At 68.2% G+C, this 16,159-nt stretch carries 15 protein-coding genes; 5 read left to right on the top strand and 10 right to left on the bottom strand.

The window, feature by feature from the left end; translation table 11 throughout:
- Positions 1–121 precede the first annotated feature (121 nt).
- Complete coding sequence (locus DFR24_RS22690; protein WP_133883748.1) at positions 122–790, top strand: class I SAM-dependent methyltransferase; 669 nt, start codon at positions 122–124, stop codon at positions 788–790.
- Between the two features lie 70 nt (positions 791–860).
- Here the strand turns inward: DFR24_RS22690 and DFR24_RS22685 are convergent, their stop codons facing one another.
- The 3 genes from DFR24_RS22685 to ilvD form a co-directional block, all read right to left on the bottom strand.
- On the bottom strand, positions 861–1,973 hold the full coding sequence (locus tag DFR24_RS22685) for a glycosyltransferase (protein ID WP_133883747.1): 1,113 nt from the start codon (positions 1,971–1,973) through the stop codon (positions 861–863).
- Between the two features lie 138 nt (positions 1,974–2,111).
- Positions 2,112–2,753, bottom strand: coding sequence for a 4'-phosphopantetheinyl transferase family protein (locus tag DFR24_RS22680; RefSeq protein ID WP_133883746.1), 642 nt, complete (start codon positions 2,751–2,753; stop codon positions 2,112–2,114).
- Positions 2,754–2,776: 23 nt separating this feature from the next.
- Entirely contained in the window at positions 2,777–4,456 is a 1,680-nt protein-coding gene (gene ilvD, locus DFR24_RS22675; protein ID WP_133883745.1) for a dihydroxy-acid dehydratase, read from the bottom strand.
- A 78-nt stretch (positions 4,457–4,534) separates the two neighbouring features.
- Here ilvD and DFR24_RS22670 point away from each other — a divergent pair, with 78 nt between their 5' ends.
- Positions 4,535–5,905: an adenylate/guanylate cyclase domain-containing protein gene (locus DFR24_RS22670; protein ID WP_133883744.1), complete on the top strand. Its 1,371-nt coding sequence runs from the start codon at positions 4,535–4,537 to the stop codon at positions 5,903–5,905.
- A gap of 67 nt (positions 5,906–5,972) precedes the next feature.
- Here DFR24_RS22670 and DFR24_RS22665 read toward each other — a convergent pair whose 3' ends face one another.
- The 4 genes from DFR24_RS22665 to DFR24_RS22650 form a co-directional block, all read right to left on the bottom strand.
- Complete coding sequence (locus tag DFR24_RS22665; RefSeq protein ID WP_133883743.1) at positions 5,973–7,610, bottom strand: hypothetical protein; 1,638 nt, start codon at positions 7,608–7,610, stop codon at positions 5,973–5,975.
- Between the two features lie 81 nt (positions 7,611–7,691).
- Positions 7,692–8,324, bottom strand: coding sequence for a peroxiredoxin (locus DFR24_RS22660; RefSeq protein ID WP_133883742.1), 633 nt, complete (start codon positions 8,322–8,324; stop codon positions 7,692–7,694).
- Positions 8,325–8,413: 89 nt separating this feature from the next.
- Positions 8,414–9,682: an EAL domain-containing response regulator gene (locus tag DFR24_RS22655; RefSeq protein WP_162851385.1), complete on the bottom strand. Its 1,269-nt coding sequence runs from the start codon at positions 9,680–9,682 to the stop codon at positions 8,414–8,416.
- Positions 9,683–9,714: 32 nt separating this feature from the next.
- Positions 9,715–11,070, bottom strand: a complete 1,356-nt coding sequence (locus tag DFR24_RS22650) for an MATE family efflux transporter (protein WP_246051764.1) — start codon at positions 11,068–11,070, stop codon at positions 9,715–9,717.
- A 120-nt stretch (positions 11,071–11,190) separates the two neighbouring features.
- Between DFR24_RS22650 and prmA the strand changes: the two genes are divergently transcribed.
- The 3 genes from prmA to purH all read left to right on the top strand — a co-directional run bounded on the left by prmA (position 11,191) and on the right by purH (position 14,014).
- Positions 11,191–12,066 (top strand): 50S ribosomal protein L11 methyltransferase, encoded by an 876-nt coding sequence (gene prmA / locus DFR24_RS22645; protein ID WP_133883739.1) that lies wholly within the window; start codon positions 11,191–11,193, stop codon positions 12,064–12,066.
- Between the two features lie 125 nt (positions 12,067–12,191).
- On the top strand, positions 12,192–12,467 hold the full coding sequence (locus DFR24_RS22640) for a helix-turn-helix domain-containing protein (RefSeq protein ID WP_133883738.1): 276 nt from the start codon (positions 12,192–12,194) through the stop codon (positions 12,465–12,467).
- Complete coding sequence (purH, locus tag DFR24_RS22635) at positions 12,464–14,014, top strand: bifunctional phosphoribosylaminoimidazolecarboxamide formyltransferase/IMP cyclohydrolase (protein WP_133883737.1); 1,551 nt, start codon at positions 12,464–12,466, stop codon at positions 14,012–14,014. The genes DFR24_RS22640 and purH overlap by 4 nt, the downstream gene beginning before the upstream one ends.
- Positions 14,015–14,143: 129 nt before the next feature.
- On the opposite strand, the gene DFR24_RS22630 is transcribed toward purH, so the two are convergent.
- From DFR24_RS22630 to prmC, 3 genes are read right to left on the bottom strand one after another with little or no spacing between them, the layout of a single operon-like run.
- Complete coding sequence (locus tag DFR24_RS22630) at positions 14,144–14,491, bottom strand: hypothetical protein (RefSeq protein ID WP_133883736.1); 348 nt, start codon at positions 14,489–14,491, stop codon at positions 14,144–14,146.
- Positions 14,481–15,224 carry a HesA/MoeB/ThiF family protein gene (locus DFR24_RS22625; protein ID WP_133883735.1) on the bottom strand — a complete coding sequence of 248 codons (744 nt, stop codon included), beginning with the start codon at positions 15,222–15,224 and terminating at the stop codon, positions 14,481–14,483. Before DFR24_RS22625 ends, DFR24_RS22630 begins: the two co-directional genes overlap by 11 nt.
- Positions 15,221–16,156: a peptide chain release factor N(5)-glutamine methyltransferase gene (gene prmC, locus DFR24_RS22620; RefSeq protein WP_133883734.1), complete on the bottom strand. Its 936-nt coding sequence runs from the start codon at positions 16,154–16,156 to the stop codon at positions 15,221–15,223. The genes DFR24_RS22625 and prmC overlap by 4 nt, the downstream gene beginning before the upstream one ends.
- Positions 16,157–16,159: the final 3 nt, after the last annotated feature.

Raw genomic sequence — 16,159 nt, 5'->3', positions numbered from 1 at the left:
CGGACCCGCGGCACATGGCCGCCTGATTCTGCGTCGGCATATCGCCATTATGACGTCGGGCCATGGAAGGTTCGTGGCGGGCCAAGCAAGATGGGCGGGCCTTCGACCCCCGGTGCTCCGCATGAATTCGGACGACCCGCTTTCGCTCACCAGCAAGACGTCGCTGGGGGCTTATTACGAATCGCACCACGTCATCGGCAAGCGGCTCGGGCAGTCCTTCGAGGAAGGACAGCGCGGCCCCCTGCTCAAGCGGTGGATCGGCACCGGCAGGCGCGTGCTGGACCTGGGCGGCCGCGACGGCCAACTGACCCGCCACTTCGTCGACGGCAACCACGTGACGATCGGCGACATCGATGCCGGGGCCATGCGCCTGGCGCGCGAGGCCTTGGGGGTCGACACCGTGGAGGTCAACCTCAACGAGGCCCTGCCCTTCGCCGATGCGAGCTTCGACGTCATCGTGATGGGCGAGGTGCTGGAGCACCTGCCCTACCCGCATCTCACGCTCGAACAGGTCCGGCGCGTGCTCGCTCCCGGCGGTCAGTACCTTGGCAGTCTGCCGCTGGCCTACCACTGGAAGGATCGCTGGGACGTATTCCGCGGCAAGAAGCTGTGGATGGCGCGCGACCCGACCCACCTGCAGTTCATGCGCTACTCCGACCTTCGCAAGCTGCTGTCGACGTACTTCGAGGTCGTCGAGATCGTGCCGCTGAAGGGTGGCAAGAAGGCCGTACGCTGGCCTGACCAGTTCGCGCGCGTGGTCGCCTTCCACGCCCGGAAGGCTGCGGGCTGACGCCCCTCCTGCAGGGTCGAGAGGTGGGCAGGAGGCGCGTCAGCCCCGACAGGACCTGCGCAGATGGTCCTTAAGCCAGCCCCAGCGCCTGCAGGTACAGCGTCGTGCTGCGCTCCACCGTATAGCGCTGCGCCGCGGCCATGCGGGAATCCTTCGTGCCGACCGGATCACGCAACGTATCGACGATCGCGCGGGCCAGCGCTGCGGCATCGCCCACCGGCACCAGGCGCCCGTGCTTCCCGCCTTCGAGCACTTCCTGCGGCCCGTTCGGGCAGTCGGTCGACACCAGCGGGACGCCGACCGCCAGCGCCTCGACCAGCGCATTGGGCGAGCCCTCGCGCGTCGACGACAGCACGAAGGCACTGGCGCGCGTCATGTAGGCATAGGGGTTGTTCGCGAAACCCGGCATCGCCACGCTCTCGGCCAGCCCCAGTTCCGCGGCCAGGGTTTCCAGCGCCTTGCGATCGGGTCCCTCGCCCAGAATCATCAGGCGGCAGGTCGGCACGTCGCGCCGCACGAGGGCGAATGCGCGGATCAGCGTGTCGAATCCCTTCTCGATCATCAGCCGTCCGGCACCGAGCAGCACCGGCGCCTGATCGGGCGCGAACCACGGGTGATCGAGCGGCTGCGCGGCAAGCGTCGCGAGTTCCGGCGTCACCGTCGGATTGGGAATCACCGTGACGCGATCGGACGCGATGCCGATCAGCGCGGCGGCATCGTCGGCCACGCCGCGTGACACCGCGATGATGCCGTCGTTGCGCGGGTAATACGTGCGCATGTGATCGATCTGGCGATCGCGCTTGCGGGCGGACTGGTGATCGAACTTGGCCGACATGTTGACGTTCACGGTCACGAACACCCGCGTATCGGTCCGTGACAGGGCGCGCGCACGCAGCGCCAGCAGATTCAGTCGCACCCGCTGCGTGAGCAGCACGCGCGGACGCGAGCGCCGCAGGTACAGCGCCAGGCCCGGCAAGCCCTTCAAGCCATGCACGCTGCGAAGACCCTGGCGCGGGATCGACGCATCGACCTTGGACAGATAGGGGCTGTCCATCTCGGCAAGCAGCAGTTCGACGCGATAGCCGCGCCGCGCGATCTCGTTCATCAAATGCACGCGCATCTTGCCGACGCCGTCGTTGTACAAAGACTCGATCAGGAACGTGAGGTCGGGTGCAGCACTCATTCGGACAGATCGGTGTCGACGGGCGTGAGGCGCGGAAGTACAAGCGGTGGACTCGCGCGCGTCAAGCCGCGCCCGTAGCCCGGACGAAGTCCGGGATCCCGCTCCGTCGATCGGCAGAAGCCCCGGACTTCGTCCGGGCTACGACGACGCAAACAAGGCGAGCACCGTGACCAGGTGCCCTTCCCGCACGAGCACGCGTCCTTCCGCACGCAATCCGGCGAACGCGGCCTGCGCCGCCGGCGTCAGCGGCTGCGGCACGAAGGTTTCGGCCTGCGCATCGAAGACGATGCGCACGTCGGAGAATTCCAGCCAGGCGCCGCGCAATGGATGGACCGCCTTGTGCACGCACTCCTTGGCGCAGAACACGAGGCGGGCGATCTCGGGGCGCGTGGTCTGGGCGGTGGTCACCCAGGCGCGCTCGTCCTCGGTCAGCACGATGTCGCCAGCGTCGGCGGGCAGCGCTTCGGCAGGCTCCACGTCGATGCCCAGCGCCGTGCACGCGTCCGTTCGCGCGACGGCTGCCGCCGCGTAGCACTCGGTGTGCGCCAGGCTGCCGACGAAACCCTCGGGCCAGACCGGCGCGCCGCCGGGGTTCTTCCGGACCTCGACCGCCTCGTGGCCCTGCTCGGCCAGCAGATCGATGGCCAGCGCTCGCGCGCTGCGCGACTGGTGCACGCGCCGCATCGCCGGCGTCAGCCGCGACTCGGCGCCCGGAATGCCGAAGACGCCGAGGCGCGCCGCCACGCCGGGCCAGGGTAACGACAGTTCGATGCGGCGCATCGTCGCGGCCGCAACGATCAGGACTAGTCGGTGACCGCGCCCTTGGAGGCGCTCGACACCACGCGCGCGAACTTCGCCAACACGCCGCGGGTATAGCGCGGCGTCGGCTGCTTCCAGCGCGTGCGGCGATCGGCGAGCACGGCGTCGTCCACGTTGAGCTGGATCAGCAGCTTCCTGGCGTCGATGGTGATGGAGTCACCCTCCTCCACCAGCGCGATGACGCCGCCTTCGTAGGCCTCGGGCGAGACATGGCCCACGACCATGCCCCAGGTGCCGCCGGAGAAGCGGCCGTCGGTGATGAAGCCCACGCTCTCGCCCAGGCCCTTGCCGATGATCGCGCTGGTCGGCGCCAGCATCTCGCGCATGCCGGGGCCGCCCTTGGGCCCTTCGTAGCGGATGATCAGCACGTCGCCGGCCTTGATCTTGTCGCCGAGGATCGCGTCCATGCACTCCTCCTCGGAGTTGAAGACGCGCGCCGGGCCGGTGATGACCGGGTTCTTCAGGCCGGTGATCTTGGCCACCGCGCCCTCGGGCGACAGGTTGCCCTTGAGAATCGCGAGGTGACCCTGCGCGTACATCGGCCTGTCCCAGGGCCGGATGACGTCCTGGTCCTTGCGCGGTTCGCTGGGCACGCGCTCCAGCGCCTGCGCCATGGTCTCGCCGGTGATGGTCAGCGCATCGCCGTGCAGCAGGCCATGCGCGAGCAGCATCTTCAGCACCTGCGGCACGCCGCCGGCCTTGTGCAGGTCCACCGCCACGTACTTGCCCGAGGGCTTCAGATCACACAGCACCGGGGTCTTGAGGCGGATCGTCTCGATGTCGTCGATCGAGAATTCCACGCCCGCGGCGTGCGCGATGGCCAGGAAGTGCAGCACGGCGTTGGTCGAACCGCCGGTGGCCATCACCAGGCTGATCGCGTTCTCGATGCTCTTGCGCGTGACGATGTCGCGCGGCTTGATGTCGTTGACGATGGCGTTGTAGAGCACGCGCGCCGAGTCGGCCACGGAATCGGCTTTCTCCGGATCCGGGCAGGACATCTGCGAGGAACCCAGCAGGCTCATGCCCAGCGCCTCGAAGGCGCTCGACATGGTGTTGGCGGTGTACATGCCGCCGCAGGCGCCGGTGGTCGGGCAGGCGTTCTTCTCGATGCCGTCGAGATCTTCCTTGTTCATGGTGCCGGCGTTGAACGCACCGACCGCCTCGAACGGCGACACGATGGTCAGCGGCACGCCCTTCCAGTAGCCGGGCTTGATGGTGCCGGCGTAGCAGAACACCGCGGGCACGTTGATGCGCAGCATGCCGATCATCGCGCCCGGCATGTTCTTGTCGCAGCCGCCGACGGCGAGCACGCCGTCCATGCACTGGCTCGATGCCGCGGTCTCGATGGAGTCGGCGATGACCTCGCGCGACACCAGCGAGAACTTCATGCCCTCGGTGCCCATCGAGATGCCGTCGGTGACGGTCGGGAAGCCGAAGGTCTGCGGCATGGCGCCGGCCTTGCGCAGCGCTTCCTCCGCGCGCACCACCAGCGGCGCGATGCCGGCGTTGCACGGGTTCATCGTGGAGTGGCCGCTGGCGACGCCGACGATGGGTTTCTCGAAGTCGTTGTCGCCGAAGCCGACGGCACGCAGCATCGCGCGGTTGGGGCTGCGGGCGACGCCGCCGGTGATGGTCTTGGACTTGCGATTCAGCGGGCTGGTCATGGAAGACACCTGGGGGTCCGCCGGCCGGCGGGGGGCGTGAATTCTAATTGCACTGGCAGCCGCGAACTAGAATCGGGCATGCAATACGCCGATTTCTTCACCCTGCCGATGGACGACAGCGCCGTCGTCGTCGTCGCGGCCGTCGTCGGTGTCTCGGGATTGGGCGTGGCCATCACGTATTTCTTCGGCGATCCCCGCTCGCCTTCGACCCGCGCCCTGGCCTTCGCCGTGGCCATGGTCGGACTTGCAAACATGTCGTATCCCGCGCAGAACGTCCTCCACCCCGACGGCGACGGCACCTGGTGGCTGGTGCAGCTCCCGATCTTCGATGCGCTGGTCATGAGCGGGCTGCTGCTGTGGATGATCCGGGTAGTCCGGGCCGCACAACCGTCCGCCCGCGCGCTGAGCTGGATCCGCCGCTGCACCTGGATGTTTGCCGGCGTGACCCTGCTGTACCTGGTCCTGGGCGCGATCTACCCGGTCGAGCGCATGACGCTGTTCCTGTTCTGCGTGGGCCGCGAGGGCGGCTGCAGCGGCGACTTCTTCTGGATGTTCGCGCTGCCGGTGGTCGTCATGGGCTCGCTGATGGTCGCGGTGGGCCTGATCGTCTTCAGCCAGCGCATCGACGAGGCCGAACGCCAGCGCGTGGTCTGCGTGGCCCTGGCGGCGCCGTTCTTCTTCGCCAACTACGTGCTGCCGGCCGGCTACAACGTGCTGACCAGCCTGCCGGGACTCTTCATCTTCCTGATCGGCGGGCTGCGCTACCACACGATCCAGGGCGAGCGCGGGCAGTTCCTAAGCCGTTTCCTGTCGCACGAGGTCGTCAAGCAGGTCGCCAGCCGCGGCCTTGCCTACACGATGCAGTCGCAGAAGCTGGAGCTGACCGTGGTCTGCTGCGACCTGCGCGGCTTCACGCACTTTTCCAACGCGCACGATTCGACGGTCGTCACCCAGCTGCTCGGCGAGTATTACGAGGCGGTGGGCGTCGTCGTCGCCGAGTACCAGGCCACGATCCAGGACTACGCTGGCGACGGCATCATGATCCTGGTGGGCGCGCCGATTCCGGCCGCGGATCACGCCACGCGCGGGCTCGCGCTGTCCCAACGGGTCATGACGGCCGCGCAGACGATCACCCAGCGCTGGCACCGCCCCGAGACGCCGCTCTCGGCCGGCGTCGGCGTGTCCAGCGGCATCGTCACGGTGGGCGCCATCGGCTCGTCGTCGATGCTCGAATACACGGCGATCGGCAACGCCGCGAACCTCGCGTCGCGGCTATGCGATCTGGCGCGCGGCGGCGAGATCCTGATCGACGCCCGCACCGTGGAGCTGGCCGGATCGCGCGGACTGGTCGCGCGCGGGCCGGTGCACGTCAAGGGCCTGGGCGACGTCCTGCATTACGCACGCGCCGCCAACGAGCCGCTGGGCAGCCGCCAGGGCGTCGCGCCCTGAAAACCGCTGCTGGCGCGCCGCTCGCGAACTGCACGGCCGGCCGCACGGTCCGCTGAAAAATGCGCGGTCAGGGCGCCACGATCCGCGTGCTGTCGGGATCCGTGTTGTTGGATCGTCGTCCCTCGGTCTGCGCAGCCGTCAACGTGACGCGGCTGCGCACGATGCCCGGACTGCCGGCGCGGAAGCGCAGTTCGATGTAGTCGTTCGCGCCGGCCTCGAGCCCGCGCGCGCGATGGCAGCGCACGAGCGCCGCATCGACCGGCTCGCACGAAAAGTCGCTGGTCTGCAGTCCGGTGCCCACGTATTCGGCATCGGCTTCGATGTCGATCGTCAGCGCGTCGCCGCTGCCGAGCGCGCGGTCGTAGGCGTGGGTCTGCGGCGTGTCGATCGTCGGCGTGAGATTGCTCAGGAACAGCTGCTTGGACCAGATCTGCCCGCTCACCACCGGATCGGTCGCGTCCATCTGGATCAGGCTCAGATCGATCGGCGTCATCGAACGATAGCGTCGTGCGTACACGCCACTTTCTCGGCCCGCGCCGTCGCGCGCATCGTCGGCCCACGCCACGATCGCATCGCCATCCGGATCCATCGCCACCGCGGGCAGAAGCTGCGATCCGGTGGTCGGCGAACGAACAACGAAGGGTGCGGCGACGGGCGAGCCATCGGCGCGATAGCGTCGCGCGAACACACCCGGCTCGTCCTCGGGACGATCGACGCCCTGCCACACGACGAGGAAGTCGCCGTCCGCGGCGACCGCCACGTCGGGCGATCGATTGGCGCTGTCGGTGGTGACGACGAAGCTTTCGCCCAGCGCGGTGCCGTTCGCCAGATACCGGCGCGCGCGGATCGGACGATCGGTTTCGTCCTCGTCGGTCATCAGGTCGAACACCAGCGTGAAATTGCCGTCCTGGTCACCGCCGATGCGTGGTGACGAGCCACGGCCGACCAGCACCGCGGCGTTGGGTACCGAGGCGCCGGATGCGAGGTTCGCCGTCATCACGCGATCGTTGAATTCACCACCCGGCTGCTGCCACGCGAGCCGCAACGCGCCGTCGGGCTGGACCAGCATCGCCATGCGATTGCGCGCGCTCTGCGGCGACACCCGAATCTCGGGATCCAGCGTTCCGGTCGAAGGATCGATGCGTCGCACCAGGGCGTCGACGAAATCCGGCTCCTCGCTCGACAAGGTGTAGGCGATGGCGCAAAGGCCGCCGATCGAGCAGGCGACGCTCGGGTGCGCGACCGAGAATTCCGGTCCGCGCGCATCCACGTCGAAAGGCGCGTCGTCGATCAACCGTCCGCCGAACGTGAGCCTGCGCGCCTGCACGCCGGTGCTCGTGCCCTCGCCGGTGGTCCAGGCCACGATGTAGGTGTTGCCCGTCGTCGCCAGCGATGGGCGCGTCTGTTCCGCCACGGCGGCATCGCTGACGCGGATCTCGCGCGTCCTGGGTTTGCCCACCGAATCGTAGAAGCGCACGAACGTGGACAGGCCGCCGCCATCGGGACCGGTCCACGCTGCAGCGAACTGGCCATCGGGCGCCACGGCGATCGCGACATCGCGCTGGTCACCCGGCAGCGTCGCGTTCAGACGAAAACTTCCGCCGTATTGCGCCACGTCGGCGGCAGCGACCGGCGCCACGATCCAGAACGATCCCGACACGAAGGCGCAGCGGGCGAAAACGCCACAACGACGCAGCAAGGGCATGCTCGAACTCCCCGAAATCCGCGAGCGCGCGATTTCGCAAACCGCGTGCCCAGGCGGGCCGCGGCTCGGGAGCGAAGACCTCTACTTGGGCTGGGGCACGATCCGCAGGTAGGGCTTGAGTTCCTTCCAGCCCGCGGGGAACAGCTTCTTCGCGTCCTCGTTGTTCACCGCCGGGACGATGATCACGTCCTCGCCCTGCTTCCAGTTCACCGGCGTGGCGACCTTGTACTTGTCGGTGAGCTGCAGCGAGTCGATGACACGCAGGATCTCGTCGAAGTTGCGGCCGGTGCTGGCCGGGTAGGTGAGCTGCAGGCGGATCTTCTTGTTGTGATCGATGACGAACACGCTGCGCACCGTGAACGTATCGCTCGCGTTCGGGTGGATCATGTCGTAGAGGTTGGCGACTTTCTTGTCCGCGTCGGCGATCAGCGGAAAGTTCAGCGCCACGCCCTGCGTCTGCTCGATGTCCTTGCTCCAGCCGTGATGGTCCTCGAGCTTGTCGACCGACAGGCCAATGGCCTTGACGTTGCGCTTGTCGAACTCGCCCTTGAGCCTGGCCGTGTAGCCGAGCTCGGTGGTGCACACCGGCGTGTAGTTCTTCGGATGGCTGAACAGCACGCCCCAGCTCGTGCCGAGCCAGTCGTGGAAGCGGATGCGGCCTTCGGTGGTGTCGGCTTCGAAGTCGGGGGCGATGTCGCCGAGTCTGAGCGTCATGGCGGGCTCCTCCTGTTGCGTGAGCGGTGAAGTGAAGGGGCCATCTTGCGCCGCGAGCGGCCTGGCCGCCAGAACGATTCGTTCTGAATTCAGACGGAGGCCAACGGCGCCTCGGGAGTGGCGCGCGGCGCCGGTGGCAGCCAGCGCATCAGCCATTCGCCCATCGCCTTCGAGGTCTGCGGCCGCGCCAGCCAATAGCCCTGGATGTAGGGCACGCCCAGTTCACGGCACACCGTCGCATCGGGCTCCACCTCGACGCCGACGGCGCAGCACTGGATGCCCAGTTCCTCGCAGAAACCCACGATGCCGCGTACCGCCGCACGCGACGCGCGTTCCTGCAGGCGGATCGACTGGATCAATGCGATGTCCAGTTTCACGCCATCCAGCGGCAGGCGTCCGAGCGCGAGCAGGGCCACTTGCGATCGCCCGACGTTGTCCGCGATCACGCGCACGCCGGCGTCACGCAGCGCCTGCAGTTCTCCATGCGCCTTCACCGCTGCGCCGATCAGGGCGTCCTCGGCCAGTTCGATCTGCAGGTCACGCGGCCGCAGCCCGAGTTCGTCGATCAGCGCCAGGCGGGAGGCCGCGAAATTCCGTGCATGCAGTTCGCTGGGCGCCACGTTCAGCGCCAGGCGCGGCGGTGCGATCCCCAGCCGGCGCCATTCGATCCACAACGGCGCCACGCGACGCAGCAACCAGCGACTCAAGGCATCCAGCTCGCCGCGACTTTCCGCAGCGCTCAGCAATTCACGCGGCGAGACTTGCGCGGCACGTGATCCGAGCGTGACCTCGATGCCGTGGATGCTGCCGTCCACCGTCCGTGCCCAGGGCTGGAAGCGAAGATCGAACGCCGATTCCTCGTCACGCGTGAACACCGAGGACGCGACCGATGCGTCTGCGGTGGCGCCCTGCGTGGACGCCTCCGCCGGACGCGAAGCGTTGGACCTTCGGCTGTCCATCGCGCCGCGAATCAGCCGCTGCAGATCCTGCGCGACGTCCGCGGTACGCAGCCACGGATTCACCAGCACGTCCTGCGCGCCCAGGCGCAACGATTCGAGGGCCAGCGCGCGATCGTCGGGTGCGGCGAGCACCACGATCGCCGCGTCCGGCTCGCTGGTGCGCAGACGCCGCACCGCCACCAGGCCCTCGGCATCCGACAGGCGCAGGCTCACCAGCAGGCAATCGAAACGGGCGCGGGCGCGACCGCGACCCAGCAGCTTGAGCGCCTGGCCCAGCGTCTCGACATGCTCGAACACCAGCGCGTCGCCTTCGACGCCGCGCAGCAGCGTCTGCAATTCGCGCGCGACGGCGAAGGAGTCCTCGACCAACAGCAAGCGGATCGGCTTGGAGGAGGACACGCTGGGGTCCGGCATGGGGGTCTTCGGAAAGTCTACCGGGCGCTTCGTGACGGGAAAGTAGTGCGTGCATGGAAGCGCGCGGCCAACCCGATCGCGGCGATGGCGAGGCTGGCGATGAAGCCCCACCAGATTCCGGCCGGCCCGACGTCGGTCCAGAACGCCAGTCCTGCTGCAAGCGGCATGCCGATCACCCAGTACGCGAACAAGGTCAGCGTCATCGGAATGCGCGTGTCCTTGAGCCCGCGCAGCGCGCCATTGCTGGTGGCCTGGACGCAGTCGAAGATCTGGAAGACGGCGGCGAACGCAAGGAAGCGCGCGGCCGGTCCGGCCAGATGTTCCGCATCGGTGTAGACGTGCACGATCACGCCGGGCGCTAGCGCCATCAGCGAGGCCGACATCCCGGCGAACACGATCCCCAGCAGGATGCCGGCGCGGCCCCGCAGCGCCACGCTGGCACGATCGCCGGCACCGGCGGCGTGGCCGACGCGCACGGCCGTGGCCATGCCGATGGCCGTCGGCACCATGAAGCACAGCGAGGCGAAGTTGATCGCGATCTGGTGCGCGGCGACGGCGTCGGCACCAAAGCGCGCCATCAGCAAGGCCCCGATACAGAACAGCCAGGCCTCGGCCGCCATGATCGCGGCGACCGGCACACCGACCTTGAGCACTTCCAGCGTCTCGCGGTCGATCCGCGGCCATCCGGGCCGGAAGAGCTGCAAGGCACGCAGCATCCGCGAGCGCAGGTAGAAGCCCACGTAGACCGCGAGCATCGCCCACGAACCGATCACCGTCGCCCAGCCGCAGCCTTCGGGACCCATCGGCGGGAAGATCCAGTGCCCATACATCAGCAGCCACGCGAACAAGGCGTTGGCGCACAGGCCGACCAGGCCCGCGGCCAGCGGCACGCGCGTCATGCCGTGCGCCTCGGCGCCGTTGCGCAGGAAGAAGCACAGGCTCAGCGGCGGCGCCGACCACGCCATCGCGAACACGTACTCGCGCGCGAAGCCCGCAGTGCGTGCGTCGAGGTCGAGCAAGGTCAGCACCGGTCCGGCCGCGAACAGCATCAAGGCCAGCCAGACCAGGCCGAGCAGCGCGGACAGCACCATCGCGCTGCGCAGGAAGCGTCCGATCAGCGCCGGCGACTGCCCGGCGCCAAGGCGCTGCGACACGATCGGCGAGACCGCCATGCCCACGCCCATGAACATCACGCAGGTCAGGAACCAGATGTTGCTGCCCACCGCCACCGCGGCGAGCTCCGATACGCCCAGCTGCCCCGCGAAGATGGCGTCCACGGTTCCCATGCTCACGAACGTGAGCTGCGCGGCGATCAGCGGCAGCGCAAGGCGCAGGTTGGCGCGGACTTCGGTGCGCAGGCTGGCGAGGAACATCGGTATCCGGACTTCGTTGTGCGGACGGTGGGGGCGCGGATTCTAGGCCGCTGTTTGCGAGCGCGCCGTGACGCTCGCCACTACCATGCGCGCGTTCCCGCTCCTCCCCCGGCTTTCGCCATGGCCTTCCTGCAGATCCGCGTGCTGTCCGACCACCCCGAGTTCGCTGAAGAGCTGCTGCTCGCCAGCGGTGCCAGCAGCGTGAGCCTGGTCGACGCCGGCGACGATCCGGTGCTGGAGCCCGCCCCGGGTGCGACGCCGCTGTGGTCGCGCACCGTCGCGATCGGGCTGTTCGATGCGCAGGCAGACGCCGCCCGCATCAGCGACAACCTGCGCGAGTACCTGCCGGACGGCCCGACCGTCGAGCTGTCGACCGAGCTGGTCGAGGACCAGGACTGGGTGCGCGTATGGCTGAAGGACTGCCCGCCGATGAAGTTCGGCGAACGGCTGTGGGTGTGCCCGCACGAGAAGCGCGTGGACGAACCCGGCTGCGCCACCTTGCTGCTCGATCCGGGCCTGGCGTTCGGCACCGGCACGCATCCGAGCACGGCGCTGTGCCTGGACTGGATCGCGCGCAACGACGTGGACGGACTCGAGGTGCTCGACTTCGGCTGCGGCAGCGGGATTCTGGGCATCGCTGCGCTGAAGCTCGGCGCGGTCCGCTGCACCTCGGTGGACATCGATCCGCAGGCGATCCTGGCCACGCGCGACAACGCCCGGCAGAACGGCGTGCAGGCCGGCATCAACGCACTCGAACACGACGCGGTGTTCACACCGTTTCCGGCGGACGTCGTGCTCGCCAATATCCTCGCGCGCCCCTTGATCGAGCTCGCTCCGTTGCTGACGTCGAGTCTCAAGCCGGGCGGCCGCATCGTGCTCGCCGGTCTGCTCGACCGCCAAGCCGACGAGGTGCGCGCCGCCTACGCTGCCGCATTCGATTTCGAAGCCGACGTGTCGCGCGAAGGCTGGACGCGGATCGCGGCCCGGAAGCGCTGAGCGGGACGATTCGCCCTTCGTCCGATCAGGGCATTTTCTGTCCACGTTTCTGGCGCTATGATTGCGCCCCTTTTTCGCAAGACCGTCCGGATGGTGTTCCTCCGGGCTCACAGGGCGACCCGAGAATGTCCGCTCACAAGAACGTCGAGACCAAGCCCCTGAGCCATTCCGTCGCCGAGTGCATCGACGACTATTTCCGCAGCCTCAACGGTCATCGCCCGGTCGACCTGTATACGACCGTGCTCGACCAGGTGGAACCGCCGCTGCTCAAGGCGACGCTGCGCTATTGCGACAACAACCAATCGAAGGCCGCCGAAGTGCTGGGACTCAACCGCGCCACGCTGCGCAAGAAGCTGCGACAGCACAAGATCGGCGCACGGCCGACCTCCTCGTCACGATGATCCAGCGCGCCCTGCTGTCGGTCTCTGACAAGACCGGTCTCGTCGAACTCGCTCGCGCCCTGGTTCAGCTCGGCGTCGAACTGCTCTCCACCGGTGGCACCTTCCGCGCTCTGCGCGAAGCAGGGTTGCCGGTCCGCGAAGTGTCGGAGCACACCGGCTTTCCCGAGATGATGGATGGCCGCGTCAAGACGCTGCATCCGAAGATCCACGGCGGGCTGCTGGGACGTCGCGGCACCGACGACGGCCTGATGCAGGAACACGGCATCGCACCGATCGATCTGCTGGTGGTGAACCTCTACCCGTTCGAGCAGACCGTCGCCAAGCCGGGCTGCACGCTGGAACAGGCCATCGAGAACATCGACATCGGCGGTCCGGCGATGGTGCGTTCCGCGGCCAAGAACTGGCTGCATGTGGCCGTGCTCACCGATCCGGCGCAGTACGCCGGCGCAATGGACGAACTCAGCCGCCACGGCGAACTCGGCCGCGACACGCGCTTCAAGCTGTCGGTGGCCGCGTTCAATCGCATCGCGCAGTACGACGCGGCGATCAGCGACTACCTCTCGGCGCTGCAGGAAGACGGCGCGCGTATGGAGTTCCCGACGCAGGCCAACAGCAACTTCATCAAGGTGCAGGACCTGCGCTACGGCGAGAACCCGCACCAGCAGGCCGCGTTCTATCGCGACCTGTATCCGGTGCCCGGCACGCTGGCCACGTTCCGGCAGTTGCAGGGCAAGGAGCTGAGCTACAACAACCTCGCCGATGCGGACACCGCGCTCGAATGCGTGCGTGAATTCTCCGAGCCGGCCTGCGTGATCGTGAAGCACGCCAACCCTTGCGGCGTGGCCGTGGCTGACAGCGCGCTGGCTGCGTACGAGCTGGCCTACGCCACCGACCCGACCTCGGCCTTCGGCGGCATCATCGCGTTCAATCGCCCGCTCGACGCCGCCACGGCGCAGGCCATCGTCAGCCGGCAGTTCGTCGAAGTGATCATGGCGCCGAGCATCGATCCGGCTGCATTGGAGATCACCGCGACCAAGACCAATGTGCGCGTGCTCGCGATTCCGGCCGGCGACGGCCGCAATCGCCACGACGTCAAGCGCATCGGCTCGGGCCTGCTGATCCAGACCGGCGATCACCGCGTGGTGACGGCGGATGATCTGAAGGTGGTCACCAAGCGCGCGCCGACCGCCGCCGAGATCCAGGATCTGCTGTTCTGCTGGCGCGTGGCGAAGTTCGTGAAGTCCAACGCCATCGTCTACGCGAAGAATCGCCAGACCATCGGTATCGGCGCCGGCCAGATGAGCCGCGTCTACTCGGCGAAGATCGCCGGCATCAAGGCGGCCGACGAGAAGCTGGTCGTGCGCGGCTCGGTGATGGCGTCCGACGCCTTCTTCCCGTTCCGCGACGGCATCGACGCCGCCGCTGCGGCGGGCATCGCCGCGGTGATCCAGCCTGGTGGCTCGATGCGCGACGGCGAAGTGATCGCTGCGGCCGATGAGGCCGGCATGGCGATGGTGTTCACCGGCGTGCGCCACTTCCGGCACTAAGACGTTGCCGTTTCCTTCTCCCACGGGGAGAAGGTGCCCCGAAGGGGCGGATGAGGGAGCGTCTCGAAACGTCGGGCAGACACTCCCTCACCCCCGGCCGCTCTCCCTGCGGGAGAGGGGAGCACAGCTTCAGTCCTGAACCTTGATCACGCGCTCGAACGGCGCACCGCCTCTCAACTCCCAGGCGCGCATTTCCAGCACGCCCTTGATGTTGAGCGACACGACGAGGTACAGCCCGCCGCCGGACAGCTGATCGGCCGTCGGAACGGCCGGCGCGGCGGGGTTCGACCACAGCCGCGCCCATAAAGTCTCCCCACGCGCGGCGAAGTCCACGCCCTGGGCCTGCGAAAAACTCGAGGGCTCCGCGTCGCGTGCGCCGACGACGCCGGCGATCGACTCCGGCTGCGCGATCTGCGCCTCGTGAAGGATCTGGATCGCGAGCCGGCGCGGCATGACGAGGTCGGTATCAGCGTGCATGGAGGGTTCCGCAGACAGGACAGGAAGGATCGCGCGGGATGCTCAGGCGGCGCGAGGTATCGGTCAATGCATCCCAGATCCACAGCACGCCACGATCGTCGCCCAGGCCCAGCAGCAGCTTGAGGACGGCCAGCGCCTGCCGCGTGCCGACGGTGCCGACCACCGGGCCAAGAATGCCGGCTTCCTCGCAGGTTTCCTGCGATTCACCGGCCACCGGATACAGACAGGCGTAGCAGGCGGTGGCGCGCGCGGTGTCGAAGACCGCGAGCTGCCCGTCGAAGCGGATCGCGGCGCCCGAGACCAGCGGTTTGCGCGCCGTGACGCAGGCGCGGTTGATGGCGAAGCGCGTGGCGAAGTTGTCGGTGCAGTCGAGCACGACATCGACGTCGCGCGCCGCGGCCACCAGCGCGGCATCGTCGAGCGGCCCTTTGCGACACTCGATCCTGCAGTCGGTATTCAGCGCCTCGAGCTGCTCGCGAGCAGCATCGAGCTTGGACTCGCCGACCTGCGCCTGCCGGTACAGGATCTGGCGATGCAGGTTGGACGCGGCGACGCGATCGAAGTCGCTGAGCACGAGGCGTCCGAGTCCGGCGCCCGCCAGATACAGCGCCGCCGGCGTTCCGAGGCCACCGAGTCCGATGATCAGTGCCGACGAGTCGCGCAGCACCTGCTGACCGTTGACACCGATCTCGCGCAGCACGACTTGCCGGGAGTAGCGCGCAAGGCTGCTCATGATCCGAGGCGTCCTGCGCTGATGCGCTCGTTGCCGCCGAAGTCGCGCCGCGTCGACACGTCGACGAAGCCTGCCTCGTCCAGCAGGCCGCGAACCGCGGCGCCCTGATCGTGTCCGTGCTCCAGCAGCAACCAGGCCTGCGGCGCGAGATATGCGAACGCGCCACCGGCGAGATGCCGGATCGCGTCGAGACCGTCGACGCCCGACGTCAGCGCCACTCGGGGCTCGTAGCGCAGCGCTTCGAGATGAGCATCCCGCTCGGCGATGTAGGGCGGGTTGGAGACGATCAGGTCGAAGCGCTCGCCGTCGCGAAACGCCGAAAACCAGTTGCCGCAACGGAAATCGACGCGCTCGATGCCCGCGGCCTGCGCGTTCTGCCGCGCCACCGCCAGCGCCGCCTCCGATTGATCGGTCGCGACGATCGCCGCGTTCGCGCGCAACTCCTGCGCGAGCGCCAGCGCGATGGCGCCGCTGCCGGTCCCGAGATCGGCGATCCGCAGCGCGCCTGCCGCGATTCCGCCCGCGCGCGCACGCATGAGCTGCAAGGCCCACTCGACCAGCGTCTCGGTATCGGCGCGCGGAATCAGCACCGCCGGATTCACCGCGAGGTCCAGGCTCCAGAAGCCCTGTCGTCCGGTGATGTAGGCCACCGGCTCGCCGACGCGACGCCGCTCGACCGAGCCCGCGTAACGCAGCGCATCGGCCGCCAATATCGAATCCTCGAATCGCATCGACAACCGTGATCGCGGCAAGCCCAGCTGCGCCGCCATCAGTTCTTCGGCATCGATGCGCGCATCGGAAGACGCCGTCTCGAGCGCGCGCACGGCCCACTGCACCCAGGCCCCGATATTCCCCGGCGCGAGACCCTCGACCGGCGGCACTGGTCGCGGCTGCGAATCGGGAATCGGCGCGGATCCTTCGGCGGGCGTCATGGG

The organism is Panacagrimonas perspica (assembly GCF_004364935.1).
Taxonomy (GTDB): Bacteria; Pseudomonadota; Gammaproteobacteria; order Nevskiales; family Nevskiaceae; genus Panacagrimonas; species Panacagrimonas perspica.
This window is presented reverse-complemented; position numbering and strand designations above follow the sequence as displayed.